This window comes from Pseudomonas putida (genome assembly GCF_050989985.1).
Classification (GTDB): domain Bacteria; phylum Pseudomonadota; class Gammaproteobacteria; order Pseudomonadales; family Pseudomonadaceae; genus Aquipseudomonas; species Aquipseudomonas putida_AI.
Genome location: NZ_CP158815.1, coordinates 5,486,050 through 5,512,477, shown reverse-complemented (window position 1 = coordinate 5,512,477; position 26,428 = coordinate 5,486,050). Strand labels below are relative to the sequence as shown.

Annotated in this window: 23 protein-coding genes; 20 read left to right on the top strand and 3 right to left on the bottom strand. The window is 59.7% G+C overall.

Features of this window, described 5'->3' with window-relative positions; all coding sequences use genetic code 11:
* Positions 1 to 95 precede the first annotated feature (95 nt).
* From fabZ to ispD, 12 genes are all read left to right on the top strand, one after another.
* A complete protein-coding gene (gene fabZ / locus ABTV29_RS25290; protein ID WP_433767320.1) occupies positions 96 to 536 on the top strand; it encodes a 3-hydroxyacyl-ACP dehydratase FabZ in 441 nt (146 codons plus the stop codon).
* Positions 533 to 1,309, top strand: coding sequence for an acyl-ACP--UDP-N-acetylglucosamine O-acyltransferase (gene lpxA, locus ABTV29_RS25285; RefSeq protein WP_433767319.1), 777 nt, complete (start codon positions 533 to 535; stop codon positions 1,307 to 1,309). The genes fabZ and lpxA overlap by 4 nt, the downstream gene beginning before the upstream one ends.
* Before the next feature lie 2 nt (positions 1,310 to 1,311).
* Positions 1,312 to 2,442 (top strand): lipid-A-disaccharide synthase, encoded by a 1,131-nt coding sequence (lpxB, locus tag ABTV29_RS25280; protein ID WP_433767318.1) that lies wholly within the window; start codon positions 1,312 to 1,314, stop codon positions 2,440 to 2,442.
* 11 nt (positions 2,443 to 2,453) lie between these two features.
* Entirely contained in the window at positions 2,454 to 3,080 is a 627-nt protein-coding gene (gene rnhB, locus ABTV29_RS25275) for a ribonuclease HII (protein ID WP_433772011.1), read from the top strand.
* Positions 3,081 to 3,156: 76 nt separating this feature from the next.
* Positions 3,157 to 6,678 carry a DNA polymerase III subunit alpha gene (gene dnaE / locus ABTV29_RS25270; RefSeq protein WP_433767317.1) on the top strand — a complete coding sequence of 1,174 codons (3,522 nt, stop codon included), beginning with the start codon at positions 3,157 to 3,159 and terminating at the stop codon, positions 6,676 to 6,678.
* Between the two features lie 139 nt (positions 6,679 to 6,817).
* A complete protein-coding gene (locus ABTV29_RS25265; protein WP_433767316.1) occupies positions 6,818 to 7,765 on the top strand; it encodes an acetyl-CoA carboxylase carboxyltransferase subunit alpha in 948 nt (315 codons plus the stop codon).
* Between the two features lie 133 nt (positions 7,766 to 7,898).
* On the top strand, positions 7,899 to 9,227 hold the full coding sequence (gene tilS / locus ABTV29_RS25260) for a tRNA lysidine(34) synthetase TilS (protein WP_433767315.1): 1,329 nt from the start codon (positions 7,899 to 7,901) through the stop codon (positions 9,225 to 9,227).
* Between the two features lie 274 nt (positions 9,228 to 9,501).
* Positions 9,502 to 11,133, top strand: coding sequence for a CTP synthase (locus ABTV29_RS25255; protein WP_433767314.1), 1,632 nt, complete (start codon positions 9,502 to 9,504; stop codon positions 11,131 to 11,133).
* Between the two features lie 5 nt (positions 11,134 to 11,138).
* Complete coding sequence (gene kdsA, locus ABTV29_RS25250; protein WP_433767313.1) at positions 11,139 to 11,984, top strand: 3-deoxy-8-phosphooctulonate synthase; 846 nt, start codon at positions 11,139 to 11,141, stop codon at positions 11,982 to 11,984.
* 157 nt (positions 11,985 to 12,141) lie between these two features.
* On the top strand, positions 12,142 to 13,431 hold the full coding sequence (gene eno, locus ABTV29_RS25245; protein WP_433767312.1) for a phosphopyruvate hydratase: 1,290 nt from the start codon (positions 12,142 to 12,144) through the stop codon (positions 13,429 to 13,431).
* A 170-nt stretch (positions 13,432 to 13,601) separates the two neighbouring features.
* Entirely contained in the window at positions 13,602 to 13,880 is a 279-nt protein-coding gene (ftsB, locus tag ABTV29_RS25240) for a cell division protein FtsB (protein ID WP_007907178.1), read from the top strand.
* On the top strand, positions 13,877 to 14,584 hold the full coding sequence (ispD, locus tag ABTV29_RS25235) for a 2-C-methyl-D-erythritol 4-phosphate cytidylyltransferase (RefSeq protein ID WP_433767311.1): 708 nt from the start codon (positions 13,877 to 13,879) through the stop codon (positions 14,582 to 14,584). The genes ftsB and ispD overlap by 4 nt, the downstream gene beginning before the upstream one ends.
* Here ispD and ABTV29_RS25230 read toward each other — a convergent pair.
* A complete protein-coding gene (locus ABTV29_RS25230) occupies positions 14,581 to 15,480 on the bottom strand; it encodes a LysR substrate-binding domain-containing protein (RefSeq protein WP_433767310.1) in 900 nt (299 codons plus the stop codon). The genes ispD and ABTV29_RS25230 overlap by 4 nt on opposite strands.
* A 107-nt stretch (positions 15,481 to 15,587) precedes the next feature.
* Here ABTV29_RS25230 and ABTV29_RS25225 point away from each other — a divergent pair, with 107 nt between their 5' ends.
* The 8 genes from ABTV29_RS25225 (at position 15,588) to rpoS (ending at position 22,805) form a co-directional block, all read left to right on the top strand.
* Positions 15,588 to 16,700, top strand: a complete 1,113-nt coding sequence (locus tag ABTV29_RS25225) for an S-(hydroxymethyl)glutathione dehydrogenase/class III alcohol dehydrogenase (protein WP_175375049.1) — start codon at positions 15,588 to 15,590, stop codon at positions 16,698 to 16,700.
* An 89-nt stretch (positions 16,701 to 16,789) separates the two neighbouring features.
* The gene (gene fghA, locus ABTV29_RS25220; protein WP_433767309.1) at positions 16,790 to 17,638 is read left to right on the top strand and encodes an S-formylglutathione hydrolase; all 849 of its coding nucleotides are present in this window, start codon (positions 16,790 to 16,792) and stop codon (positions 17,636 to 17,638) included.
* A gap of 42 nt (positions 17,639 to 17,680) precedes the next feature.
* Positions 17,681 to 18,154 (top strand): 2-C-methyl-D-erythritol 2,4-cyclodiphosphate synthase, encoded by a 474-nt coding sequence (ispF, locus tag ABTV29_RS25215; protein WP_096513149.1) that lies wholly within the window; start codon positions 17,681 to 17,683, stop codon positions 18,152 to 18,154.
* The gene (truD, locus tag ABTV29_RS25210; RefSeq protein WP_433767308.1) at positions 18,151 to 19,209 is read left to right on the top strand and encodes a tRNA pseudouridine(13) synthase TruD; all 1,059 of its coding nucleotides are present in this window, start codon (positions 18,151 to 18,153) and stop codon (positions 19,207 to 19,209) included. The genes ispF and truD overlap by 4 nt, the downstream gene beginning before the upstream one ends.
* Positions 19,197 to 19,946, top strand: coding sequence for a 5'/3'-nucleotidase SurE (gene surE / locus ABTV29_RS25205; RefSeq protein ID WP_433767307.1), 750 nt, complete (start codon positions 19,197 to 19,199; stop codon positions 19,944 to 19,946). The genes truD and surE overlap by 13 nt, the downstream gene beginning before the upstream one ends.
* A gap of 41 nt (positions 19,947 to 19,987) precedes the next feature.
* Positions 19,988 to 20,623, top strand: coding sequence for a protein-L-isoaspartate(D-aspartate) O-methyltransferase (locus tag ABTV29_RS25200; protein WP_172901226.1), 636 nt, complete (start codon positions 19,988 to 19,990; stop codon positions 20,621 to 20,623).
* A 212-nt stretch (positions 20,624 to 20,835) separates the two neighbouring features.
* On the top strand, positions 20,836 to 21,693 hold the full coding sequence (locus tag ABTV29_RS25195) for a peptidoglycan DD-metalloendopeptidase family protein (protein ID WP_433767306.1): 858 nt from the start codon (positions 20,836 to 20,838) through the stop codon (positions 21,691 to 21,693).
* A gap of 104 nt (positions 21,694 to 21,797) precedes the next feature.
* Positions 21,798 to 22,805 carry an RNA polymerase sigma factor RpoS gene (rpoS, locus tag ABTV29_RS25190; protein ID WP_110966678.1) on the top strand — a complete coding sequence of 336 codons (1,008 nt, stop codon included), beginning with the start codon at positions 21,798 to 21,800 and terminating at the stop codon, positions 22,803 to 22,805.
* A gap of 484 nt (positions 22,806 to 23,289) precedes the next feature.
* On the opposite strand, the gene fdxA is transcribed toward rpoS, so the two are convergent.
* Positions 23,290 to 23,613, bottom strand: coding sequence for a ferredoxin FdxA (fdxA, locus tag ABTV29_RS25185; RefSeq protein WP_433767305.1), 324 nt, complete (start codon positions 23,611 to 23,613; stop codon positions 23,290 to 23,292).
* Positions 23,614 to 23,755: 142 nt separating this feature from the next.
* A complete protein-coding gene (mutS, locus tag ABTV29_RS25180) occupies positions 23,756 to 26,323 on the bottom strand; it encodes a DNA mismatch repair protein MutS (protein ID WP_433772009.1) in 2,568 nt (855 codons plus the stop codon).
* Between the last annotated feature and the right edge of the window lie 105 nt (positions 26,324 to 26,428).

Below are 26,428 nucleotides of genomic sequence, written 5' to 3'. Positions count from 1 at the left end.
TCAAGCGTGCGCAGCCGCTAGACTGCGTTCTTGATTTGCTAGAGGAGTGTGCATCAGTTGCGCGCTCCCAATCTTTACATAGGCTTCCCCCCGAAATGATGGACATCAACGAGATTCGCGAATACCTGCCTCACCGTTACCCGTTCCTGCTGGTGGACCGGGTCGTGGATCTGGATGTGCAAGAGAAGCGCATTCGCGCCTACAAGAATGTCAGCATCAACGAGCCGTTCTTCAATGGTCACTTCCCCGCGCATCCAATCATGCCGGGTGTGTTGATCATCGAGGCGATGGCTCAGGCAGCCGGGATCCTTGGTTTCAAAATGCTCGACGTGAAGCCGGCCGATGGCACGCTTTACTACTTCGTTGGCTCCGACAAGCTGCGTTTTCGCCAGCCGGTATTGCCGGGCGACCAGCTGATTCTCGAAGCCAAGTTCATCAGCTGCAAGCGCCAGATCTGGAAGTTCGAGTGCCAGGCTTCGGTCGATGGCAAGCCGGTCTGCTCCGCTGAGATCATTTGCGCGGAACGCAAACTATGAGTTTGATTGACCCTCGCGCAATCATCGATCCGACGGCCGTCCTGGCTGACGGTGTCGAGGTCGGCCCGTGGTCGATCGTCGGCGCAGGTGTGGAAATCGGCGAGGGGACCGTCATCGGGCCACACGTGATTCTCAAAGGTCCGACTCGAATCGGTAAGCACAACCGCATCTACCAGTTCTCCTCGGTAGGCGAGGACACTCCGGACCTGAAATACAAGGGCGAAGAAACCCGCCTGGTGATCGGTGACCACAACGTCATTCGCGAAGGCGTGACCATTCACCGTGGGACTGTTCAGGATCGTTCGGAAACGACCCTGGGTGATCACAACCTGATCATGGCCTATGCACACATCGGTCATGACAGCGTCATCGGCAACCACTGCATCCTGGTCAACAACACCGCGCTGGCAGGCCATGTGCACGTGGATGACTGGGCCATCCTGTCCGGGTTTACCCTGGTCCACCAGTATTGCCATATCGGTGCCCACAGCTTTTCCGGCATGGGAACGGCCATTGGCAAGGATGTCCCAGCTTATGTCACGGTGTTCGGCAACCCGGCCGAGGCCCGTAGCATGAACTTCGAAGGCATGCGCCGTCGTGGTTTCAGCGAAGATGCCATCCACGCCCTGCGTCGCGCCTACAAGGTTGTTTACCGCCAGGGCCTGACGGTAGAGCAGGCACTCACCGAGCTGGCCGAGCCGTCGACCCAGTTCCCGGAAGTTGCGGTGTTCCGCGATTCCATCCAGTCGTCGACCCGCGGCATCACCCGCTGATCATGGCCAATCTGCGTATTGCGCTGGTGGCAGGTGAGGCTTCCGGCGACATTCTCGGCGCCGGTCTCATGCGCGCACTCAAGGCCCGTAACCCTGCAATCGAGTTCATCGGTGTCGGTGGTCCGCTGATGCAGGCTGAAGGCCTGCAGTCGTACTTTCCGATGGAGCGACTGTCCGTCATGGGCCTGGTAGAGGTGCTGGGTCGCCTGCGCGAGCTGCTCGCACGTCGCAAGAAACTGGTAGCGGACCTGATCGAGGCCAAGCCGGATGTGTTCATCGGAATCGATGCTCCGGACTTCAACCTCAATATCGAACTCAAGCTGCGTCAGGCCGGGATCAAGACCGTGCATTACGTCAGTCCATCGGTCTGGGCCTGGCGCCAGAAGCGGGTGCTGAAGATTCGCGAGGGTTGCGATCTGATGCTGACGCTGTTCCCGTTCGAAGCGAAATTCTACGAAGAGAAAGGCGTGCCGGTGCGGTTTGTCGGGCACTCCCTGGCCGATGCCATCCCGCTGGAAGCCGATCGCGCCGCCGCACGGGCCGAACTGGGCTTACCCGAAGGGCCGCTAGTGGCGTTGATGCCAGGCAGTCGTGGCGGTGAAGTCGGTCGCCTCGGTGCGCTGTTTCTCGATACCGCACAGCGCCTGCGGGCCATGCGTCCTGGCGTACGTTTCGTCATGCCGTGCGCCAACGCGGAACGACGCGCGCAGCTGGAAGAAATGCTCGCCGGTCGCGACCTGCCGCTGACCCTGCTCGATGGCAAATCCCATCTGGCCCTGGCCGCCTGCGACGCCGTGCTGATCGCCTCCGGAACCGCTACGCTGGAAGCCTTGCTGTACAAGCGCCCCATGGTGGTCGCTTATCGCCTGGCACCGCTGACGTTCTGGATTCTCAAGCGCATGGTGAAAAGCCCTTACGTGTCCTTGCCGAACTTGCTGGCCCAGCGTTTGCTGGTGCCCGAGTTGCTGCAGGATGATGCGACGGTTGATGCTTTGGCGCAGACCCTGTCACCGCTGATCGAAGACGGACAGGAACAAACCCGCGGCTTCGACGAAATCCACCGTACCCTGCGCCTGGATGCCTCTAATCAGGCGGCGGAAGCGGTACTGAACCTGATCGGCCCGACTCAATGAGTAAAACGAATATGCAGATGGGGCTGGATTTCACCCTGGTCGCCGAGGTTGAAGAGTTGGTTGCCGGTGTCGATGAAGTCGGTCGCGGCCCGCTCTGCGGCGCAGTCGTCACGGCCGCGGTGATTCTCGACCCGAACCGTCCGATCCTTGGTCTGAACGATTCGAAAAAGCTCACCGAAGCCCGTCGCGAAAAGCTCTACGACGAAATCCGCGAAAAAGCCCTGAGCTGGTGCATTGCCCGTGCGGAAGTCGAAGAGATCGACGAGCTGAACATTCTGCACGCCACCATGCTGGCCATGCAGCGTGCGGTGGCCGGGCTGCACATCCAGCCGAAGCTGGCGATGATTGACGGTAACCGTTGCCCGAAACTGCCGATGCGCGCCGAGGCGTTGGTACAGGGGGACGCCAAGGTTCCAGCCATCGCCGCGGCATCGATCCTGGCCAAAGTCAGTCGAGACCGTGAAATGGCAGCGTTCGAACTGATTTATCCGGGTTATGGCATCGGTGGTCACAAGGGCTACCCGACGCCCGTTCATCTGGAAGCCCTGGCCCGCCTGGGGCCCACACCGATTCATCGCCGCTCGTTCGCCCCGGTACGCCTGGCTTACGAGGCGCGCGAAAGCCTGATCGACAGTTAGTCACAAGGCTGATTTTTTTTACCAAGGCCCGGTACAATCCGGGCCTTGTTGTCTTCACGTTCTAGACAGGATCACTATGCCGGCTTCATTCGTTCACCTACGCCTGCACACTGAATACTCCCTGGTCGACGGTCTGGTGCGGATCAAGCCGCTGGTCAAGACCCTGGTCGGCATGAACATGCCTGCCGTCGCGGTTACTGACCAGAACAACATGTGTTCCCTGGTCAAATTCTATAAAAACGCCATGGGTGCCGGGATCAAGCCGATCTGCGGCGCCGACCTGTGGCTGTCGAACAAGGATCCGGACGCCCCGCTGAGCAAGATCAGCCTGTTGGTGATGAACCCCCTGGGCTATCGCAATCTGACCGAGCTGATCTCCCGTGGCTTCATCGACGGCCAGCGCAATGGTTTGGTGATCGTCGAGCGTGAGTGGGTGGCTGAAGCCAATGAAGGCTTGATCATGCTGTCGGCGGCGAAGGAGGGCGAGGTCGGCCAGGCCCTGCTCAGCGGTAATCCTGGTGAGGCCGAAACCCTGGCGCGTGAGTGGATGGCGGTTTTTGCGGACCGTTTCTATCTGGAAATCCAGCGCACCAACCGTCCCAACGATGAAGAGCAACTGCACGGCGCGGTGGCTCTGGCCGACAAGCTCGGTGCACCGCTGGTCGCGACCAACGATGTGCGGTTTATCAAGCAGGGCGATTTCGAAGCCCACGAAACTCGCGTCTGTATCGGCGAAGGCCGGGCCCTCGACGATCCGCGACGTTCTAAGAATTACAGTGATCAGCAGTACCTCAAAAGCGCCGAGGAAATGGCCGAGCTGTTCAGCGACATTCCCGACGCGATTGAAAATACCGTCGAGATTGCCAAGCGCTGCAATATCGATGTGAAGCTGGGCAAACACTTTCTGCCGGACTTCCCGACACCCAATGGCATGGGGATCGACGATTACCTGCGCCATGTTTCCCATGAAGGCCTGGAAGAGCGTCTGGCGGTGTTGTGGCCCAAGGACACCACACCCAATTACGAAGAGAAGCGCCAGGTCTACCTCGATCGTCTGAAGTTCGAACTGGATATCATCATCCAGATGGGGTTCCCCGGTTACTTCCTGATCGTTATGGACTTCATCAAGTGGGCCAAGAACAACGGCGTGCCGGTCGGCCCGGGCCGTGGATCGGGTGCCGGTTCTCTGGTGGCCTACGTGCTGAAGATCACCGACCTTGATCCGCTGGCCTATGACCTGCTGTTCGAACGTTTCCTCAACCCGGAACGGGTTTCCATGCCCGACTTCGACGTCGACTTCTGCATGGACGGTCGCGACCGGGTGATCGAGTACGTGGCCGACGCCTACGGTCGTAACGCGGTGAGCCAGATCATCACCTTCGGCACCATGGCCGCCAAGGCGGTGGTGCGTGACGTGGCGCGGGTGCAGGGCAAGTCCTACGGCCTGGCCGACCGCCTGTCGAAGATGATTCCCTTCGAAGTCGGCATGACCCTGGAGAAAGCCTACGAGCAGGAAGAGATCCTGCGCGACTTCCTCAAGGTCGACGAGGACGCCAAGGAAATCTGGGACATGGCGCTCAAGCTCGAGGGCGTCTGCCGTGGTACCGGCAAACACGCCGGTGGTGTGGTAATCGCACCGACCAAGCTCACTGACTTCTCGCCGATCGCCTGTGATGAAGAGGGCGGCGGCCTGGTGACCCAGTTCGACAAGGATGACGTCGAGGCGGCCGGCCTTGTGAAGTTCGACTTCCTCGGCCTGCGGACTTTGACCATCATCAAGTGGGCGATGGAAACCATCAACCGCGAGCAGGCCAAGAAAGGCCTGGATGACCTGAACATCGACTTCATCCCGCTGGATGACAAGAAAACCTACGAACTGCTGCAGAAAGCCGAAACCACGGCGGTGTTCCAGCTTGAATCGCGGGGCATGAAGGAGCTGATCAAGAAGCTCAAGCCCGACTGCCTGGAAGACCTTATCGCACTGGTGGCGCTGTTCCGTCCCGGTCCGCTGCAATCGGGCATGGTGGACGACTTCATCAACCGCAAGCACGGACGCGCCGAACTGGCCTACCCGCACTCGGACTACCAGTACGAAGGCCTCAAGCCGGTATTGGCGCCGACCTACGGCATCATCCTGTATCAGGAACAGGTGATGCAGATTGCCCAGGTCATGGCCGGTTACACCCTCGGTGGTGCGGACATGCTGCGTCGGGCCATGGGTAAGAAAAAACCCGAAGAAATGGCCAAGCAGCGCGGCGGTTTCATCGAAGGTTGCGCTACCAACAATATTGATCCCGACCTGGCCGGTAACATCTTCGACCTGGTGGAAAAATTCGCCGGTTACGGCTTCAACAAGTCGCACTCCGCGGCCTATGGCCTGGTGTCCTACCAGACCGCGTGGCTCAAGACCCACCACCCGGCGCCGTTCATGGCGGCGGTGCTGTCGGCGGATATGCACAACACCGACAAGGTCGTGACCCTGATCGAGGAAGTGCGCAGCATGAAGCTGCGCCTCGATGCGCCGGATGTGAACACCTCCGACTTCAAGTTCACGGTCAACAACGATGGTCGTATCGTCTACGGACTGGGGGCAATCAAAGGTGTGGGCGAAGGCCCGGTTGAAGCCATTGTCGAAGCCCGTGCCGACGGCCCGTTCAAGGATCTGTTCGATTTCTGCGAGCGTGTCGACCTCAAGCGTATCAACAAGCGGACCCTCGACGCCCTGGTGCGCAGTGGCGCGCTGGATCGTCTGGGGCCGTACTTCCATGACGAGATCAAGGCTTACCAGGCCAACATCGACCGCAACCGCGCGGTGCTGCTGGCGGCGATGGAAGAGGCGATCAAGGCGGCCGAACAGACCGCGCGCACCGCTGACAGTGGTCACGCCGACCTGTTCGGCGGCCTGTTCGTCGAAGAAGATTCCGACGTGTATGCCAATCACCGCAAGGCCAGGGAGTTGACCCTCAAGGAGCGGCTCAAGGGTGAGAAAGACACGCTGGGCCTGTACCTGACCGGGCACCCGATCGACGAGTACGAAGGTGAAATCCGTCGTTTCGCACGCCAGCGCATCATCGATCTGAAACCTGCCCGTGATACCCAGACGGTTGCCGGCATGATCATCGCTTTGCGGGTGATGAAGAACAAAAAGGGCGACAAGATGGGGTTCATCACGCTGGATGACCGCTCGGGGCGTATCGAGGCGTCGCTGTTTGCCGAGGCGTTCCACTCGGCGCAGGCGCTGTTGCAGACCGATGCGATGGTAGTGGTCGAAGGCGAAGTCAGTAACGACGATTTCTCCGGTGGCCTGCGGTTGCGGGTCAAGCGGGTGATGAGCATGGAAGATGCGCGCACCAATCTTGCCGAGAGCCTGCGTCTGAAGGTTCAGACCCAGGATCTCAAGGGCGATCAGCTACGCTGGCTGGGCGACCTGTTCAAGCGTCACCGCGGTGCGTGCCCGATCACCATGGAGTACACCAGCCCCGATGCGAAAGCCTTGTTGCAGTTCGGCGAAGGCTGGCGAATCGATCCGGCGGATGCATTGATTCAAGCCCTGCGTGACCAGTTCGGGCGAGACAACGTCTTCCTCCAATACCGTTAACGGTCAGTGCTATCAGTTTGCCCTGACCCAAGACCGAATTTTTAATCTCGACCTGAACGCGCCTCTCCCTTAAGGTAAGGCGCGAATAGACAACCGGCCGGCCCAAGCTTTCTTGGACGTCGACCCAAGACGGACGCCTATGAACCCGAATTTTCTTGATTTCGAACAGCCGATCGCCGACCTGCAAGCCAAGATCGAAGAGTTGCGCTTGGTCGGTAATGACAATTCGCTGAATATCGGCGATGAGATCTCCCGCCTGCAGGACAAAAGCAGCACGCTGACCGAAGACATCTTCGGCAAGCTGACCAGCTGGCAGATCGCGCGTCTGGCGCGTCACCCGAAACGTCCATATACCCTGGACTACATCGAACACATCTTCACCGAGTTCGACGAGTTGCACGGTGACCGTCACTTCTCCGACGACGCCGCCATCGTGGGCGGTATCGCGCGTCTGGAAGACCAGCCAGTGATGGTTATCGGTCACCAGAAGGGCCGCGAAGTGCGCGAAAAGGTTCGCCGCAACTTCGGCATGCCGCGTCCGGAAGGCTACCGCAAGGCTTGCCGCCTGATGGAGATGGCCGAACGCTTCAAGATGCCGATCCTGACTTTCATCGATACCCCAGGTGCTTATCCAGGTATCGACGCCGAAGAGCGTAACCAGAGCGAAGCGATCGCCTGGAACCTGCGTGTCATGGCTCGCCTGAAAACCCCGATCATCGCTACCGTGATCGGTGAAGGTGGTTCCGGCGGTGCGCTGGCGATCGGTGTCTGCGATCAATTGAACATGCTGCAGTACTCGACCTACTCGGTGATCTCGCCGGAAGGTTGCGCTTCGATTCTGTGGAAAACCGCGGAAAAGGCGCCGGATGCCGCAGAAGCCATGGGCATCACCGCCGAGCGCCTCAAAGGCCTGGGCATCGTGGACAAGGTGATCAACGAGCCTCTGGGCGGCGCGCACCGCGATCCTGCGGCTGCGGCTGCTTCGATCCGTGCCGAGCTGTGTTCGCAGCTGGCGATGCTCAAGAAGTTCGATCACAAGGCGCTGCTGGACCGTCGTTACGAGCGTCTGATGAGCTACGGTCTCTAACCAGGCCTCGCTACATCCATGTGGGAGCGAGCCTGCTCGCGATAGCGGTATGACAGCCAACAAATTTGTTGAATGTTAAACAGCCTTCGCGAGCAGGCTCACTCCCACATTTGTTTTGTGCAAAAGGGTCGATATGAGCCAGCCCATGCCTGATTTAGCCGTCAGACTCATGCAGAATCTCGCCCCCTGGCGCAACGCCAAAACCTGGCGCGTCGCCTTCTCCAGCGGCCTCGACTCCACCGTCCTGCTGCACCTTCTCGCCCAACGAGCCAAAACCGAATCCCTGCCAGCGCTGAGCGCTCTCCATGTCCATCACGGCCTCCAGGCTGTGGCGGATGCGTGGCCGGAACACTGTCAGACGGTCTGTGATGCGTTGGGTGTGCCTCTGCAGGTCGTTCGTGTTCAGGTCCAACCCGGCGCCAGCCTCGAGCGGGCGGCCCGGGATGCGCGGTATGCCGCTTTCGTTGAAGCCATTCAAACCGATGAACTGCTGCTGACCGCCCAGCACCGCGACGATCAGGCGGAAACCCTGTTGTTTCGCCTGCTGCGTGGCGCCGGTGTGCGAGGGTTGTCCGGCATGCCACGTCAGCGCGCGCTGGGGCGCGGGCATCTGGTGCGGCCATTGCTCGATATTACCCGGGCCGAATTGGAGGCCTATGCTACCGAGCACCAGTTGCGCTGGATCGAAGATCCCTCCAATCAGGACCGCCAATACTCGCGCAATTACCTGCGCCATCAGGTGTTCCCTGTATTGACCTCGCGCTGGCCGCAGGCGCTGGCCACTATGGCTCGCAGTGCAGAGCATTTGAGTGAGGCGCAGGGGCTGCTCGATGAACTGGCACAGATCGACTTGAGTCAGGCGCTCAATATCAGTGAGTTCGATTGGCTGGGTTTGCCGTCGCTGGAGTTGGCGTCACTGGCAAAACTTTCCGCCGCCCGTCAGCGCAATGCGCTCAGTCACTGGCTCGCTCCGCGTACACGAATGCCTGATAGCGACCATTGGTCGGGTTGGGAGAATTTGCGCGACGCCACCGGTGATGCCCGGCCGATCTGGCGTCTGGCGGATGGAGAGTTGCATCGGGCAGGCGGGCGGATCTGGTGGCTGTCGGGCATCTGGTTGCATGCAGCGCCCGCGGCTCAAGAGTGGTCCGATCCTTCGTTGCCGCTGACGGTACCCGGCAATGGCGTACTCACGCTCACCGGGCAAATCCCCGCTGGGCCCTTGCAGATCCGCTATCGTGAAGGGGGAGAGGTAATGAATGTTCCGGGGCGCGGGCACCGCGACCTGAAGCGTTTGCTCAACGAAAGCGGGGTCCCGCTGTTCGTGCGCGGCAGATTGCCGCTGCTGTTTGGAGGCGGGCAATTGCTGGCGGTCGCCAATCTGGCAGGGCTCAATCGAGGCCCGTCGGGCAGTTGGAATTTGCACTGGCAGCCCAGGGGCGAAGATCAAGGTTTGAGATGAAAGGGGCATTCCGGTAGACTACGCTCCCTTCTTGATACAACTTCTGTGGATTCGCCTGAATTACAGGAGTTGCCGATTACCAAGCAGTCTTTGCTGGGCGATTCCAAAAAATGTGTAGCGAGCAACGAACCGGTGTTTCATCTTCCGGTCTGTCCCAACGCGGCGGTTTTTTTGAAAGGTGCACTGTGATTAATGCAGGTGATCGGGGGCTTCGGCCTTCCTTCGCTTTCCCCGGCGGCTCGGACCGCTTTAACGCAGACTTCTAGGGTTTTTCATGACGCGCTACATATTCGTCACGGGCGGTGTTGTTTCTTCATTGGGGAAAGGCATTGCATCGGCATCATTGGCGGCCATCCTGGAGGCGCGGGGACTTAAGGTCACCATGCTGAAGCTGGACCCGTACATCAACGTCGACCCGGGCACCATGAGCCCGTTCCAGCACGGCGAAGTGTTCGTCACCCACGACGGCGCCGAGACCGACCTGGACCTGGGCCACTACGAGCGGTTCATCCGCACGACCATGACCCAGAACAACAACTTCACCACCGGTCGCGTCTACGAGCACGTACTGCGCAAAGAGCGCCGTGGCGACTACCTGGGTGCAACCATCCAGGTGATTCCGCACATCACTGACGAAATCAAGCGCCGTATCATCAAGGGCGCCGGTGATGCCGACGTGGCCATGGTCGAGATCGGCGGCACCGTGGGTGACATCGAGTCGCAACCGTTCCTCGAAGCCATCCGTCAGCTGCGATTCGAAGTCGGCGCCAAGCGCGCGATGCTGATGCACCTGACGCTGGTGCCGTACATCGCCACTGCCGGCGAGACCAAAACCAAGCCAACCCAGCACTCGGTCAAGGAACTGCGTTCCATCGGCCTGCAGCCTGACGTGCTGGTGTGCCGCTCCGATCACCCGATCGATGTCTCTTCCCGTCGCAAGATCGCGCAGTTCACCAACGTTGAAGAACGTGCGGTGATCGGTCTGGAAGATGCCGACACCATCTACAAGATCCCGGGCATCCTGCACTCGCAGGGTCTGGATGATTTCGTCGTCGAGCGTTTCGGCCTGCAATGTGGCGGTGCCGATCTGTCCGAGTGGGAAGCCGTGGTCGACGCCAAGCTCAACCCTGAGCACGAAGTCACCATCGCCATGGTCGGCAAGTACATGGAACTGCTGGACGCCTACAAGTCGCTGATCGAAGCGATGAGTCACGCAGGCATCAGCAACCGCACCAAGGTCAACCTGCGCTACATCGATTCCGAAGACATCGAAAACCAGGGCACCGCGCTGCTGGAAGGTGTCGACGCGATCCTGGTCCCTGGCGGCTTCGGCCTGCGTGGCGTGGAAGGCAAGATCACTGCCGTTCAATACGCTCGCGAGAACAAGGTTCCTTACCTGGGCATCTGCCTGGGCATGCAAGTGGCGGTCATCGAGTTCGCTCGTAACGTCATGGGCTGGAAAGACGCCAACTCCACCGAGTTCGATCGCGCCAGCGGCCATCCGGTCGTGGGTCTGATCACCGAGTGGGAAGACGCCACCGGCGCCGTTGAAGTGCGCACCGAAGCGTCCGACCTGGGCGGCACCATGCGCCTTGGCGCGCAAGAGTGCCTGCTGGAGCAGGGTTCCCTGGTCCACGGCTGCTACGGCAAGGACGTGATCGTCGAGCGTCACCGTCACCGCTACGAAGTGAACAACAACCTGCTGCCGCAAATCATGGAAGCCGGCCTGAAAATCTCCGGCCGTTCCGGTGATGGCGCGCTGGTTGAAGTGGTCGAGGCACCGGATCATCCATGGTTCGTCGCTTGCCAGTTCCACCCGGAATTCACCTCGACGCCTCGCGACGGTCACCCGTTGTTCAGCGGTTTCGTTAAAGCTGCTTTGGCTCAACACCAGAAGAAGGCGTAAACCTGATGGCGCAGAAGATCATCCGCGTAGGCGAAATCGAGATTGCCAACGACAAGCCAATGGTGCTGTTCGGTGGCATGAACGTGCTGGAAAGCCGCGACATGGCGATGCAGGTCTGCGAAGAGTACGTGAAGGTCACCGAAAAACTCGGTATCCCTTACGTGTTCAAGGCCAGCTTCGACAAGGCCAACCGCTCCTCCGTGACCTCTTTCCGTGGCCCAGGCCTGGAAGAGGGCATGCGGATTTTCCAGGACATCAAGCAAGCCTTCGGCGTGCCGATCATCACCGACGTCCACGAGCCTGAACAGGCCGCGGTCGTCGCTGAAGTCTGCGACATCATCCAGTTGCCGGCCTTCCTGTCGCGCCAGACCGACCTGGTGGTCGCGATGGCGAAGACTGGTGCGGTGATCAACATCAAGAAAGCCCAGTTCCTCGCACCTCAGGAAATGAAACACATCCTGAACAAATGCGTGGAAGCGGGTAACGATCAGCTGATCCTCTGCGAACGTGGTTCGAGTTTCGGCTACAACAACCTGGTCGTCGACATGCTGGGCTTCGGCATCATGAAGCAGTTCGAATACCCGGTGTTCTTCGACGTGACCCACGCCCTGCAAATGCCTGGCGGTCGCTCCGATTCCGCCGGTGGTCGCCGCGCCCAGGTCACCGATCTGGCCAAAGCCGGCATGAGCCAGTCTCTTGCCGGGCTGTTCCTCGAAGCCCACCCGGACCCGGACAACGCCAAGTGCGATGGTCCTTGCGCCTTGCGTCTGGACAAACTGGAGCCATTCCTGGCCCAGCTCAAAGCACTGGACGAACTGGTTAAGAGTTTTCCGACGGTAGAAACCGCGTAATCCTCATTTCTCCGGTAAAGTACCGCACGAATTAACGCTCAGGCCCTCGGGCCTGAGCGTTATCGTCCGCAAGTCTGCCCCGCTGCACCTCGCTTGCCGACGGTAAAAGATTTCCTCTAGCTGCGTCGTTTTCGTCAACTTTGGAGTGTTTACAACAATGGCTAAAATCGTCGACATCAAAGGTCGTGAAGTTCTCGACTCCCGTGGCAATCCCACCGTGGAAGCGGACGTGCTTCTCGATAACGGCATCATCGGCAGCGCCTGCGCGCCGTCCGGTGCTTCCACTGGCTCGCGTGAAGCACTCGAGCTGCGTGATGGCGACAAGAGCCGTTACCTGGGCAAGGGCGTCCTCAAGGCCGTAGCCAACATCAACGGCCCGATCCGCGACCTGCTCAAAGGCACCGATCCAAGCGACCAGAAAGCGCTGGACCTGGCGATGATCAAGCTGGACGGCACCGATAACAAAGCGACCCTGGGCGCCAACGCGATCCTCGCCGTTTCCCTGGCAGCGGCCAAGGCAGCAGCACAGGACCAGGACCTGCCGCTGTACGCTCACATCGCCAACCTGAACGGCACCCCGGGTGTCTACTCGATGCCGGTTCCGATGATGAACATCATCAACGGTGGCGAGCACGCCGATAACAACGTCGACATCCAGGAGTTCATGGTCCAGCCGGTTGGCGCCAAGTCCTTCTCGGAAGGCCTGCGCATGGGCACCGAAATCTTCCACCACCTCAAAGCCGTTCTGAAGGCCCGTGGCCTGAGCACTGCCGTCGGTGACGAAGGTGGTTTCGCGCCTAACCTGGCTTCCAACGAAGACGCTTTGAAAGTGATCTCCGAAGCCGTGGCCAACGCCGGTTACAAGCTGGGCACCGATGTGACCCTGGCCCTGGACTGCGCAGCCAGCGAATTCTACGAAGACGGCAAGTACAACCTGTCCGGCGAAGGCCAGGTGTTCACCGCTGAAGGTTTCGCTGATTACCTGAAAGGCCTGACCGAGCGTTACCCGATCATCTCCATCGAAGACGGTCTGGACGAGTCCGACTGGGCTGGCTGGAAAATCCTGACCGACAAGATCGGCGAGAAGACTCAGCTGGTGGGCGACGACCTGTTCGTGACCAACACCAAGATCCTGAAAGAAGGCATCGACAAGAAGATCGCCAACTCGATCCTAATCAAGTTCAACCAGATCGGCACCCTGACCGAAACCCTGGAAGCCATCCAGATGGCCAAGGCTGCCGGTTACACCGCCGTGATCTCGCACCGTTCGGGCGAAACCGAAGATTCGACCATTGCCGACCTGGCCGTGGGCACTTCGGCTGGCCAGATCAAGACCGGCTCCCTGTGCCGTTCCGACCGCGTTTCCAAGTACAACCAACTGCTGCGTATCGAAGAGCAGTTGAACGGCAAAGCCAAGTACAACGGTCGCGGCGAATTCCGCGGTTGATCGATGGCTGAAAAAAAGTCGGCAGATTGTGTCGGAAAAATCGCTACTGCGACGTTTTTGCCACTAATCTGATGCCTTATAAGCACAAGCCTGGGTCTTCCAGGCTTCGTGCTGTCAGCAGCTTCATGTTTTGGTGTGGCGGTCTTTTTCCACTGGATACCTGATATTCGATGCGCAGTCCCAATTGGTTGTTCCTCGTCTTGCTCCTGCTGCTGGCTGGCCTGCAGTACCGCCTTTGGGTGGGAAATGGCAGCCTGGCGCAAGTGGCCGAGCTGAAGCAGCAGATTGCGGATCAGCATGCCGAGAACGAGGCATTGCTGGAGCGTAATCGGGTGATGGACGCTGAAGTCAGCGAGTTGAAAAAGGGCATGGAGACCGTTGAAGAACGGGCTCGTCATGAACTGGGCATGGTCAAGGACGGTGAAACCCTTTACCAGTTGGCACAATGAACCAGTCCCTGCCGGCCTTCTGGGCCGTGATTCCTGCCGCGGGCGTTGGTGCCCGTATGGCCGCGGACCGTCCCAAGCAATACTTGCAACTGGGCGGGCGCACTATTCTCGAACACAGCCTTGGCTGTTTCCTCGATCATCCTTGCCTCAAAGGCGTGGTGGTCAGTCTTGCTGTCGATGATCCCTATTGGCCAAACCTGGCCTGTGCCAGCGATCCACGCATTGCCCGTGTCGAAGGTGGCGCCGAACGTTCCGCTTCGGTGCTCAATGCCTTGCTGCATTTGCACGGGCAGGGCGCAGGCGATGAAGATTGGGTGCTGGTCCACGATGCGGCGCGACCGAACCTGAGTCGTGCGGATCTGGATAACCTGCTCGCCGAGCTGGCGGATGATCCGGTGGGCGGACTGCTGGCGGTGCCGGCACGGGATACGCTCAAACGCGTCGACAAGCACGGTCGCGTCGTCGAAACCGTGGACCGCAGCGTGATCTGGCAAGCCTACACGCCACAAATGTTTCGTCTCGGTGCCTTGCATCGGGCGTTGGCGGACAGTCTGGTGGCGGACGCGGTGATCACCGATGAAGCGTCGGCCATGGAGTGGGCGGGCCAGTCGCCGCGCCTGATCGAAGGGCGCTCCGATAACCTCAAGGTCACTCGCCCCGAGGACCTCGAATGGTTGCGTCAGCGCTGGGCCAACCGCCGCTAACACACCCGGTATTCAGGCCTCTGCGCCAACCCTTCCTTCAAGTAATCCACCAGCTTGCGCACCTTCGGCGACAGATGCCGTTGCTGTGGATACAGCGCCCAGACGGCCGTATTGGGTGGTTGATGCGCTTCGAGCAGCGAAATCAACGCGCCGCTTTTCAGATGCTCCAGCACGTAATAATCGGGCAATTGGCACAAGCCGACACCCTGTAGCGCGGCGTCCAGCACTGCTTGCCCACTGTTGCAGCGCCAGTTTCCCTGCACCCGTTGCGAAAATTCCCGCCCGTTCTGTTCCAGTTGCCACAGGTCCGAACTGCCAATAAGGCAGTTGTGCCGACTTAGCTCCGACAGACTGTGTGGGCGACCATAACGCTCCACGTAGGAAGGCGATGCGCACAGAAACATGCGCCGTGGTGCCAAGCGCGTCGCGACCAGGCGCGAGTCCTGCAAGCGCCCCAGGCGGATCGCCAGGTCCAGGCCTTCATGCACCAGGTCCAGTTGGCGGTTGCTCAGTTCAATGTCGATCCGCAGTTGCGGATACAGCCCCATGAATCGCGTCACCAAGGGCACGATGAAACGTTCGCCGTATGCTACGGCGCAGGTCATGCGCAGCATGCCCTTGGGTTCGCTGGTCAAATCGCCCACCGCTCGCAACGCCTCTTCGCGACCATCCTGCAGGCGCTGGCAATGTTGCAGGAACGTTTGCCCGGCTTCGGTCAGCGTGACCCGGCGAGTACTGCGGTAGAGCAGTCGCGTTTGTAAACGCTCTTCGAGACGTGCGATTTGTCGACTGATATGGGAAGAGGAAACGCCCAGCCGTTCGGCGGCCGCCGTGAACTGGCTGCATTCGGCAACGGCAACGAACTCATCTATACCTTCCCAGCGGCTTTCAGACATCGACGATTATCCCTGTACAGCAATAATGTTTTGCTTTTGCCCGGATTATTCACTGTGGAGCGCCGTATTACACTCCCTGTCTCGTTTTTATTCATTGGAGAATCACCATGATCAAGTCACGCGCCGCCGTTGCCTTCGAGGCCAAGAAGCCTCTGGAAATCGTTGAAGTCGATGTCGCCATGCCCAAGGCTGGTGAAGTGTTGCTGCGCGTGGTGGCCTCCGGTGTCTGCCATACCGACGCCTACACGCTGTCCGGCGCTGACCCGGAAGGTATTTTCCCTTCGATTCTCGGTCACGAAGGCGGAGCGATCGTCGAGGCGATCGGCGAGGGCGTGACGTCCGTCGCAGTGGGCGATCACGTGATTCCGCTGTACACCCCGGAATGCCGTAAATGCAAATTCTGCCTGTCGGGCAAAACCAACCTGTGCCAGGCAATTCGCGCCACGCAGGGCAAGGGTTTGATGCCGGACGGTACTTCGCGTTTTTCCTACAAGGGCGAAACGATTTTCCACTACATGGGTACTTCCACCTTCTCCGAGTACACCGTGCTGCCGGAAATTTCCGTGGCCAAAATTGCCAAGGAAGCGCCACTGGAGAAAGTCTGCCTGCTGGGCTGTGGCGTCACTACCGGTATCGGCGCAGTGCTGAACACCGCCAAGGTGAAACCGGGTGACACCGTGGCCATTTTCGGTCTCGGCGGCATTGGTCTGTCGGCCGTGATCGGCGCGGTCAAGGCCAAGGCGGCCCGGATCATCGCCATCGACATCAACCCGGCCAAATTCGAAATTGCCAAACAGCTGGGTGCAACCGATTGTGTAAACCCGAAAGACTTCGACCGTCCGATCCAGGAAGTCATCGTCGACATGACCGATGGCGGCGTCGATTTCTCCTTCGAGTGCATCGGCAATGTACAGCTGATGCGTGCGGCACTTGAGTGCTGCCACAAGGGTTGGGGCGAGTCGGTGATCATCGGCGTGGCCGGTGCCGGCCAGGAAATCTCTACCCGTCCGTTCCAGCTGGTGACCGGGCGCGTGTGGCGCGGTTCGGCGTTCGGTGGCGTGCGTGGCCGTACCGAGCTGCCAAGCTACGTGGAAATGTCCGAAACCGGTGAAATCCCGCTGGATACCTTCATCACCCACACCATGGGCCTGGAAGATATCAACAAGGCATTCGACCTGATGCACGAAGGCAAAAGCATCCGCTCTGTCATTCATTTCTAAGGAGCAGCGCAAAGCTTCAGGCCATCAGCTGCAAGCGGGTTCGCGCCTTCTTGCAGCTCAAGGCTTGCAGCCGGCAGCTGAACAGACCTATGACTCTGGAAAACATCTCCTGCCAGAAAAGCTTCGGTGGCTGGCACAAGCGTTATCGCCATCGCTCGGAAACCCTTGGTTGCGACATGGTGTTCGCCGTTTACTTGCCGCCGCAGGCGGAGCAGGGCGGCAAACTGCCGGTGCTCTACTGGCTGTCGGGCCTGACCTGCACCGATGAGAACTTCATGCAGAAGGCCGGTGCCATGCGGGTGGCTGCCGAATTGGGGCTGATTATTGTCGCGCCGGACACCAGTCCTCGCGGCGCCGACGTGCCGGGTGATCCGGACGGTGCCTGGGATTTCGGTCTCGGTGCCGGGTTCTATCTGAACGCGACCCAGGAACCCTGGTCGCGTCACTATCGGATGCATGACTATGTCGTGCAGGAATTGCCGGCATTGGTCGAAAGCCATTTTCCGGCATCGGCCAAGCGTGGCATCAGCGGTCATTCCATGGGTGGTCATGGCGCGCTGGTTTGTGCGTTGCGCAATCCGGGACGTTATCTGTCGGTGTCGGCGTTCTCGCCCATCAACAACCCGATGGACTGCCCCTGGGGTCAAAAGGCGTTTTCCCGGTATCTGGGCGAAGACCGTTCGAAATGGCGCGAGTGGGATGCCTGCGCGTTGATCGCCGAGGCGGATGAAAAGCTGCCGCTGCTGGTCGATCAGGGCGATCGCGACGACTTCCTCGCCACTCAGCTCAAGCCTGAAGCTTTGCAACAGGCGACCCGGCTGGCCGGTCATCCGCTGACGTTGCGCCTGCAACCCGGCTATGACCACAGCTATTTCTTTATTGCCAGTTTCATCGAAGATCACTTGCGGCATCACGCGCATGCTCTAGGTGCTCAATAGCAGGTAGAATCACGCCCTGACAAAAATCGGGGCGTTTTTTTTATGCGTATTGGCCACGGCTACGATGTACACCGTTTCGCTGAAGGCGATTTCATTACTCTGGGCGGCGTGCGTATCGCACACGGCTTCGGGCTGCTCGCTCATTCCGACGGTGACGTCCTGCTGCATGCCTTGAGCGATGCCTTGCTCGGCGCGGCTGCGCTGGGCGATATCGGCAAGCATTTCCCGGACACCGACCCGCAGTTCAAGGGCGCCGACAGTCGTGTGCTGCTGCGTCATGTCGTCGCATTGGTCCACGCCAAGGGCTGGAAGGTCGGCAACGTCGACAACACCATCGTTGCCCAGGCGCCGAAAATGGCCCCGCATATCGAATCGATGCGCGCGCTGATTGCCGCGGATCTTCAAGTTGAGTTGGATCAAGTGAACGTGAAAGCCACTACTACCGAGAAGCTGGGTTTTGTCGGTCGCGAGGAAGGCATTGCCGTGCATTCCGTTGCCTTGTTGCTGCGCGCATGAACGAATTGCAATTGCTCGGCCCTCGGGCCTATGGCGAGGCCCTCGGCACGGCGGTACTGAAAGCCATCGCTGAAGATTTCCAGGTCGACGAAGTCCTCGATATTCCCCTGAGCGGTGACGGCGAACACCTGTGGATCTGGGTGGAGAAGCGCGGCCTGAACACCGAGGAAGCGGCGCGGCGTATCGCCAAGGCCGCAGGCGTGCCCTTGCGCACCGTCAGTTACGCCGGGCTCAAGGATCGCCAGGCGCTGACCCGCCAGTGGTTCAGTGTGCAACTGCCGGGCAAGGCCGACCCGGACCTGTCGACGGCGGAAAACGACACGCTGAAAATCCTCAAGACCAGCCGGCATAAACGCAAGCTGCAACGCGGCGCCCATTCGGCCAACGGCTTCACCTTGCGCCTGACCCAGTTCGCAGGAGACAAGGCCGCCATTGACGCGCGCCTGCAACTGATCGCCAAACACGGCATCCCCAATTATTTCGGCGCCCAGCGCTTCGGGCATGACGGCGGCAACGTGGTCGACGCCCGTGCCTGGGCGGCGCGCAAGGCCCTGCCGGAGCAGCGCAATGTGCGCTCGCGCCTGCTCTCGACCGCCCGCAGTTTTCTGTTCAACCAGGTATTGGCCGCGCGTGTCGCCGACGGCACCTGGCAGCGCGCCCAGGTGGGTGATCTGCTGGCGTTCACCGACAGCCGCAGCTTTTTCCCGGCCGGTGAGGCCGAGTGCAGTGATCCGCGCCTGGCGATTCTCGATCTGCACCCGACAGGGCCGCAGTGGGGCGAAGGTGACTCGCCGGCCACGGGCGCTGTCCATGAACTGGAGCAGGCTATCGCCGCTCGCGAAGCCGACCTTCGCGATTGGTTGATCAACGCGGGAATGAGTCACGAACGTCGAATCCTGCGGCTGCCCATTGCCGGGTTGACGTGGCATTATCCCGAGCCTGACATTCTGCAACTGGAATTCGTCCTGCCGGCCGGATGCTTTGCCACCGTATTGGTGCGCGAGCTTGTTGATCTGGTGCCGGTGGGGCAGACGGACAGCCCATGCGTATTCTGATTTCTAACGACGATGGGGTAACAGCACCCGGTCTCGCCGCGCTTCATGCTGCGCTGGCGGATTACACCGAGTGCGTGGTTATCGCCCCGGACCAGGACAAAAGCGGCGCCAGCAGCTCGCTGACGCTCGACCGCCCGTTGCATCCGCAAACGTTGGCCAACGGCTTCATCAGCGTCAATGGCACGCCGACCGACTGCGTGCACCTGGGCCTCAATGGCTTGCTGGAGCGTGACGTGGACATGGTGGTGTCCGGGATCAACCTGGGCGCCAACCTGGGGGACGATGTCCTGTATTCCGGGACCGTGGCGGCGGCGCTCGAAGGGCGTTTCCTGGCACGTCCCGCGTTTGCCTTTTCGCTGGTCTCGCGCCAGGTCGATAACCTGCCGACGGCCGCTTACTTTGCGCGAAAACTGGTCGAGGCCCAGGCGGATCTCAATCTGCCACCGCGCACGGTTCTGAACGTGAACATTCCCAATCTGCCGCTGGAGCACATCCGCGGTGTGCAACTCACGCGCCTGGGCCATCGCGCCCGCGCTGCTGCGCCGATGAAAGTGGTCGACCCGCGCGGCAAGGCGGGGTACTGGATTGCCGCCGCCGGGGACGCTGAAGATGGCGGGCCGGGGACCGATTTTCATGCGGTGATGCAAGGCTATGTGTCCATCACGCCACTGCAACTGGATCGCACCTTCAATGACGCGTTCAGAAGCCTGGATGGCTGGCTGGAGGGACTGCGCTAATGTCTCGTGAGCAAGACGATATGCTGCGCCGCGGCATCGGCATGACCTCGCAGCGGACCCGCGAACGCCTCATCCAGCGTCTGTACGAGGAAGGTGTCTCCAACGCCAAGGTGCTGGAAGTCATCCGGCGTACTCCGCGTCACCTGTTCGTCGACGAAGCGCTGGCGCACCGTGCCTACGAGGATACGGCGCTACCGATCGGACATAACCAGACCATTTCCCAGCCTTATATGGTGGCTCGCATGAGCGAGTTGCTGCTGGAGGCGGGCCCGCTGGACAAAGTAATGGAAATCGGCACGGGCTCGGGCTATCAGACGGCAGTGCTGTCGCAGCTGGTTGAGCGGGTCTTCTCCGTCGAGCGCATCAAGGTGCTGCAGGACCGGGCCAAGGAACGCCTGGTCGAGTTGAATTTGCGCAACGTGGTGTTTCGCTGGGGCGATGGCTGGGAGGGTTGGCCGGCGCTGGCGCCTTACAACGGCATTATCGTGACCGCTGTGGCGACTGACGTACCTCAGGCGTTGCTCGATCAGCTTGCGCCCGGGGGGCGTCTGGTGATCCCGGTCGGGTCCGGCGAGGTGCAACAATTGATGTTGATCATTCGCGAGGAGCAGGGTTTTTCCAGGCGTGTTCTGGGGGCGGTTCGCTTCGTCCCGTTGCTCAACGGACCCCTGGCCTGAGCATTTATTCAAGCACGCTGAATTCTCTTCGATGGCCTTTGTCTTACTCCGGCATCGTTGAGTTAAACAGGCTGTTTTGTGTAACGGCAAACGTGTGCGTGAAGCCATTTCGCTTCATTAAGAGTAAAGCCTGCACGGGCCGTTATACTTGCGACATTTCATGCCGACACATGGGCAAATCAAATTTTCAGCCACCACAAAGGGAGCGGCGGGTGAGTCTCACAGTCATTGCGCAGCGTATGGGTAAAACGAGCTTTCAGCGCCTGGTGACTGGCCTTGTCATGAGCACCTTGCTGGTCGGTTGTTCCAGCAATAAATCCAGCGACGTACGTGTCGTTGACCGCAACAATACCGTCGCCCAACGCCCGGCAGTGACCACGGGGCAGTACGTCGTCCGGCCGAAAGACACCCTGTTCTCGATCGCCTTTCGCTACGGCTGGGACTACAAGGCCCTGGCGGCGCGCAACAACATTTCCGAGCCCTACACGATCCACCCGGGTCAGACGATTCGCTTCGATGGCCGTAGCGGCTCAACGCCGGCGGCGGTCGTCAGTTCGTCCAATTCAACACCGTCGTCCTCGAGTAAAACCACGGTGATTCGTCGTCCGGTCGACGGTGCTACGACGACCACGCCGGCGGTTGTACCGTCCGTCGCCACCAAGCCGGCACCCGCTCCTTTGCCGCCTCCCGGGCCAGCCCCGACGGGCTGGGGATGGCCTTCTAATGGCATTTTGATTGGAAAATTCTCTTCAAACGGTAGTTTGAATAAAGGAATTGATATCGCCGGAGATTTGGGACAGCCTGTTTTAGCTGCGTCTGATGGGACAGTGGTATACGCCGGGAGTGGCTTAAGGGGCTACGGCGAATTAGTCATCATCAAACACAGCGAAACCTACGTCAGTGCCTACGGTCATAACCGCAGGTTGTTGGTTCGGGAGGGGCAGCAGGTCAAGGTCGGACAGACAATTGCCGAAATGGGGTCAACGGGTACAGACCGGGTGAAACTGCATTTTGAGATTCGCCGCCAAGGTAAACCTGTAGATCCGCTGCAATTCCTGCCACGCCGTTGATTGCTACCAGCCTGTTCCGTCGCGTAGAGGGGACAGGCTCCAGCGTTGCCAAGGATAAAGGCGCCGCTTGAGCTTGGGGTCGAACTCACCAAAGGACTATAACAATGGCTCTCAGTAAAGAAGTGCCGGAGTTTGACATCGACGATGAGGTTCTCCTGATGGAGACCGGCATCGATACGGATTCGATGTCGAATGATGAAGGGGCGGCTTCACCTTCCGTTCGTGCCAAATCCAAACACTCCGCTTCGTTAAAGCAACACAAGTACATTGACTACACTCGGGCGCTCGATGCCACGCAGCTGTACCTCAATGAAATCGGCTTTTCCCCGTTATTGTCCCCCGAAGAAGAAGTTCATTTTGCGCGCCTGTCGCAAAGTGGAGATCCGGCCGGGCGCAAACGCATGATTGAAAGTAACCTGCGGCTGGTGGTGAAAATCGCCCGGCGGTACGTCAATCGTGGCTTGTCGCTGCTCGATCTGATCGAAGAGGGCAACCTGGGCCTGATCCGGGCGGTGGAGAAGTTCGACCCTGAGCGCGGCTTCCGCTTTTCGACCTACGCAACCTGGTGGATTCGTCAGACCATCGAGCGCGCGATCATGAATCAGACCCGGACCATCCGGTTGCCGATCCATGTGGTCAAGGAGCTTAACGTGTACCTGCGGGCCGCACGGGAGCTGACGCAAAAACTCGACCATGAACCCTCACCCGAAGAAATCGCCAACCTGCTGGAAAAACCGGTGGGAGAGGTCAAGCGCATGCTGGGCCTGAACGAGCGGGTTTCTTCGGTCGACGTCTCGCTGGGTCCGGATTCGGATAAAACCCTGCTGGACACCCTCACCGACGATCGCCCAACCGACCCATGCGAACTGCTGCAGGATGACGACCTGTCCCAGAGCATCGATCAATGGCTGTCTGAGCTGACCGACAAGCAGCGCGAGGTGGTTGTACGCCGCTTCGGTCTGCGTGGCCATGAAAGCAGCACCCTTGAAGACGTAGGCCTGGAAATCGGCCTGACCCGGGAACGGGTCAGACAGATTCAGGTAGAAGGCCTGAAGCGTCTTCGGGAGATCCTGGAGAAAAATGGCCTGTCGAGCGAGTCACTGTTCCAATAACAGGCTCGTATGGCTGGCAACAAAAAGCCCCGACTGTTCGGGGCTTTTTGTTGTCCGGGAGAAAACCGATACAGGATCTGGCATTGCTCAAGTTTGCAGACGAGTGTTGTAAGTCTTTGCTTACACTTTGCGTAAGTGTTCGTTATTTTTACAGTGAGACTGTCGGCCTGTGGTGTCGCCACAAGATCTTATGTAACTGATAAATAAGAAATTTTTTTAAGATTAAAGTCGTATGACAGAGTGTTTGGGTCCAGAAGCGCGGTTGCTCTGAATCAGGATCGGGTTAGTATCGAGGGGGTGTAAAGGGACAGACACACCCTTCAAGGATGAAGGGAAAGGACATCGCAGGAAGCGATTCATCAGGAAGATGAAAAGGAAACGCAGGGAATAGGGAAAGAAAGTGGGCGGGTCAAACCGCCCCTTTTTTTTGCCTGCAAAAAAGCAAAAGGCCCTTGTGGGGCCTTTTTCGGGAACGCGCGGGTAATCAGCGTTCGAGGTGTTCGAGCTTGCCTGGCTTGCCATCCCACTCAGCGGAGTCCGGCAAAGGATCCTTGCGCTCAGTGATGTTCGGCCAGATGTCGGCCAACTCCAGGTTCAATTCGATGAAGTTTTCCATACCGGCTGGGACTTCATCTTCGGAGAAGATGGCCACAGCAGGGCATTCAGGTTCGCACAGTGCGCAGTCGATGCACTCATCCGGGTGAATCACCAGGAAATTCGGGCCTTCGTAAAAGCAGTCCACCGGACAGACTTCTACGCAGTCGGTGTACTTGCACTTGATGCAGTTGTCGGTGACGACGAAGGTCATTTCTAATTTTCTCCTCAGGCGCGGCTTGCTGCGCCCCTTCACGTGGGGGTCGCAAGGTTTGGGAGCGATAGTCTGCTGGCCAGGCTAATAGCCAGCAGCATCCCAAACCGCGCGAGATTCTAACAGCTTGCAAGCCTGTGCGTTAGATCCGTGTCTTTAGTGTATAGAGCATTTCGAGTGCGCGACGTGGTGTCATGTCGTCCAGATCGAGCTTGGCCAGGTCATCCAGCACCGGATGCGGCAGGCTGGCGAACAGGTCGCTCTGCTGTGGCGCAGCCGGTTTGCCTTTGGCGGGCTTGGGGGCTTCATGGGGCAGGGCGGTGTCTTCCAGTCGGCTTAAATGCTCACGGGCGCGCAGAATGACCTCGCTCGGAACGCCGGCCAGCTGCGCCACCGCCAGGCCGTAGCTCTGGCTGGCAGGCCCTGGCAGTACGTGGTGCAGGAACACGATGCGTTCGTTGTGCTCGGTGGCATTGAGGTGCACGTTGGCTACCAGCGGTTGGGCTTCCGGCAGGACCGTCAGCTCAAAATAGTGGGTGGCGAACAAGGTGTAGGCGCGCAGATGCGCCAGGCGCTCTGCCGCGGCCCAGGCCAGGGACAAACCGTCGAAAGTACTGGTGCCGCGCCCGACTTCGTCCATCAGGACCAGGCTGCGCTCTGTGGCGTTGTGCAGGATGTTGGCGGTTTCGCTCATTTCCACCATGAAGGTCGAGCGCCCGCCCGCCAGGTCATCACTGGAGCCGATCCGGGTGAAAATCCGGTCGACCAGCGACAACTCGCAACTGGCAGCGGGCACGAAACTGCCGATATGGGCCAGCAGCACGATCAGCGCGGTCTGGCGCATGTAGGTGGATTTACCCCCCATGTTGGGACCGGTGATCACCAGCATGCGCGTGTTGTCATCGAGGTTCAGGTCGTTGGCCACGAACGGCGTGGTCAGCACCTGTTCGACCACCGGGTGACGACCCTGGCTGATGCGCATGCACGGCTCGCTGACGAAACGCGGGCAGTTCAGGTCGAGGTTCAGCGCGCGCTCGGCCAGGTTGCTCAGCACGTCCAGCTCGGCGAGGGCGCCAGCGGTATCCTGCAGTGGAGGCAACTGGGCGATCAGGTCTTCGAGCAGCGCTTCGTAGAGCATCTTCTCCCGGGCAAGGGCACGGCTCTTGGCCGACAGCGCCTTGTCTTCGAAGGCCTTGAGTTCCGGCGTGATAAAGCGCTCGGCGCCCTTGAGGGTCTGGCGGCGGATATAGTCCGCCGGCGCCGACTCGGCCTGCTTGCTCGGCAACTCGATGAAGTAGCCGTGGATGCGGTTGTAGCCGACTTTCAGGTGCGACAGGCCGGTACGGGCTTTTTCGCGGGCTTCGAGGTCGATCAAAAATTGCCCGGCGTTTTCGCTGAGCGATTGCAGTTCGTCGAGTTCGCTGTCGTAGCCGGTCTTCAACACACCACCGTCACGAATCACCGCAGGCGGATTGTCGATGATGGCCTTTTCCAGCAGCGCGGCCAGTTCGGGGTAAGTGCTGGTGGTTGTCGCCAGCTTTTGCAAGTGCGGCGCTTCCAGTTCGGTCATTGCCACTTGCAGTTCGGGCAGAGCGCCGAGGGCGTCGCGCAGGCGGGCGAGATCTCGCGGGCGAGCGTTACGCAGGCCGATACGAGCGAGAATCCGCTCGATGTCGCCGATTTCCTTGAGTTGAGGTTGCAGCTTTTCGAAGCGATAGCCGTCCAGCAGGCAGGAGATCGACGTCTGGCGTGCCAGCAAAACGGTCAAGTCGCGCAACGGACGATTCAGCCAGCGGGTTAGCAAGCGGCTGCCCATGGCGGTCTGGCAGCGATCGACCACCGATTGCAGCGTGTTGTCGCGACCTCCGGCCAGGTTGGTGTCCAGTTCCAGGTTGCGACGGCTCGCGCCGTCAAGCACCACGGTGTCGTCCAGGCGTTCATGACGTAGGCTGCGCAAATGGGGCAGGGCGGTGCGCTGGGTTTCCTTGGCATAGGCCAGCAGGCAACCGGCGGCGCCGATGGCCAGGGTCAGGGTCTCGCAGCCAAAACCTTTCAGATCCTGAGTGGAAAATTGCTGACACAGGCTTTTCAGCGCCGAATCACGCTCGAAATCCCAAGGCGCGCGACGACGAACACCACGACGTTTCTCCGCCGGCAGATCTTTCGGCCAGTCATCCGGGATCAGCAGTTCCACCGGGTTGACCCGCTCCAGTTCCGCCAGCAGGTTTTCCCAACCCTTGATTTCCAGCACGCTGAAGTTGCCGCTGGTGATGTCCAGTACCGCCAGGCCAAACAGGCGCTCATCACCGAGAACGGCAGCGATCAGATTGTCGCGACGCTCATCCAGCAGCGCCTCGTCACTCACCGTTCCCGGCGTGATGATCCGCACCACCTGACGTTCCACCGGCCCTTTGCTGGTGGCCGGGTCGCCGACCTGCTCGCAAATCACCACCGACTCGCCAAGTTTCACCAGCTTCGCCAGATAACCTTCGGCGGCATGGTAAGGAATCCCGCACATCGGAATCGCCTGGCCCGCCGATTGCCCGCGAGCGGTCAGGGTGATGTCGAGCAACTTGGCAGCCTTCTTCGCGTCCTCATAGAAGATCTCGTAGAAATCACCCATGCGGTAGAACATCAACTGATCCGGATGCTGGTTCTTCAGGCGCCAGTACTGCTGCATCATCGGGGTGTGGTTAGATAAGTCAGAAATTGCTTTATTCATCAGTGGCTTAGCGTTGTCTGTGCAAGGGCGTGGGGCAAAAATGGGGCATTTCATCTTCTGAAGTATCAATGAAAGGCGGGGTTGCCGGCACGG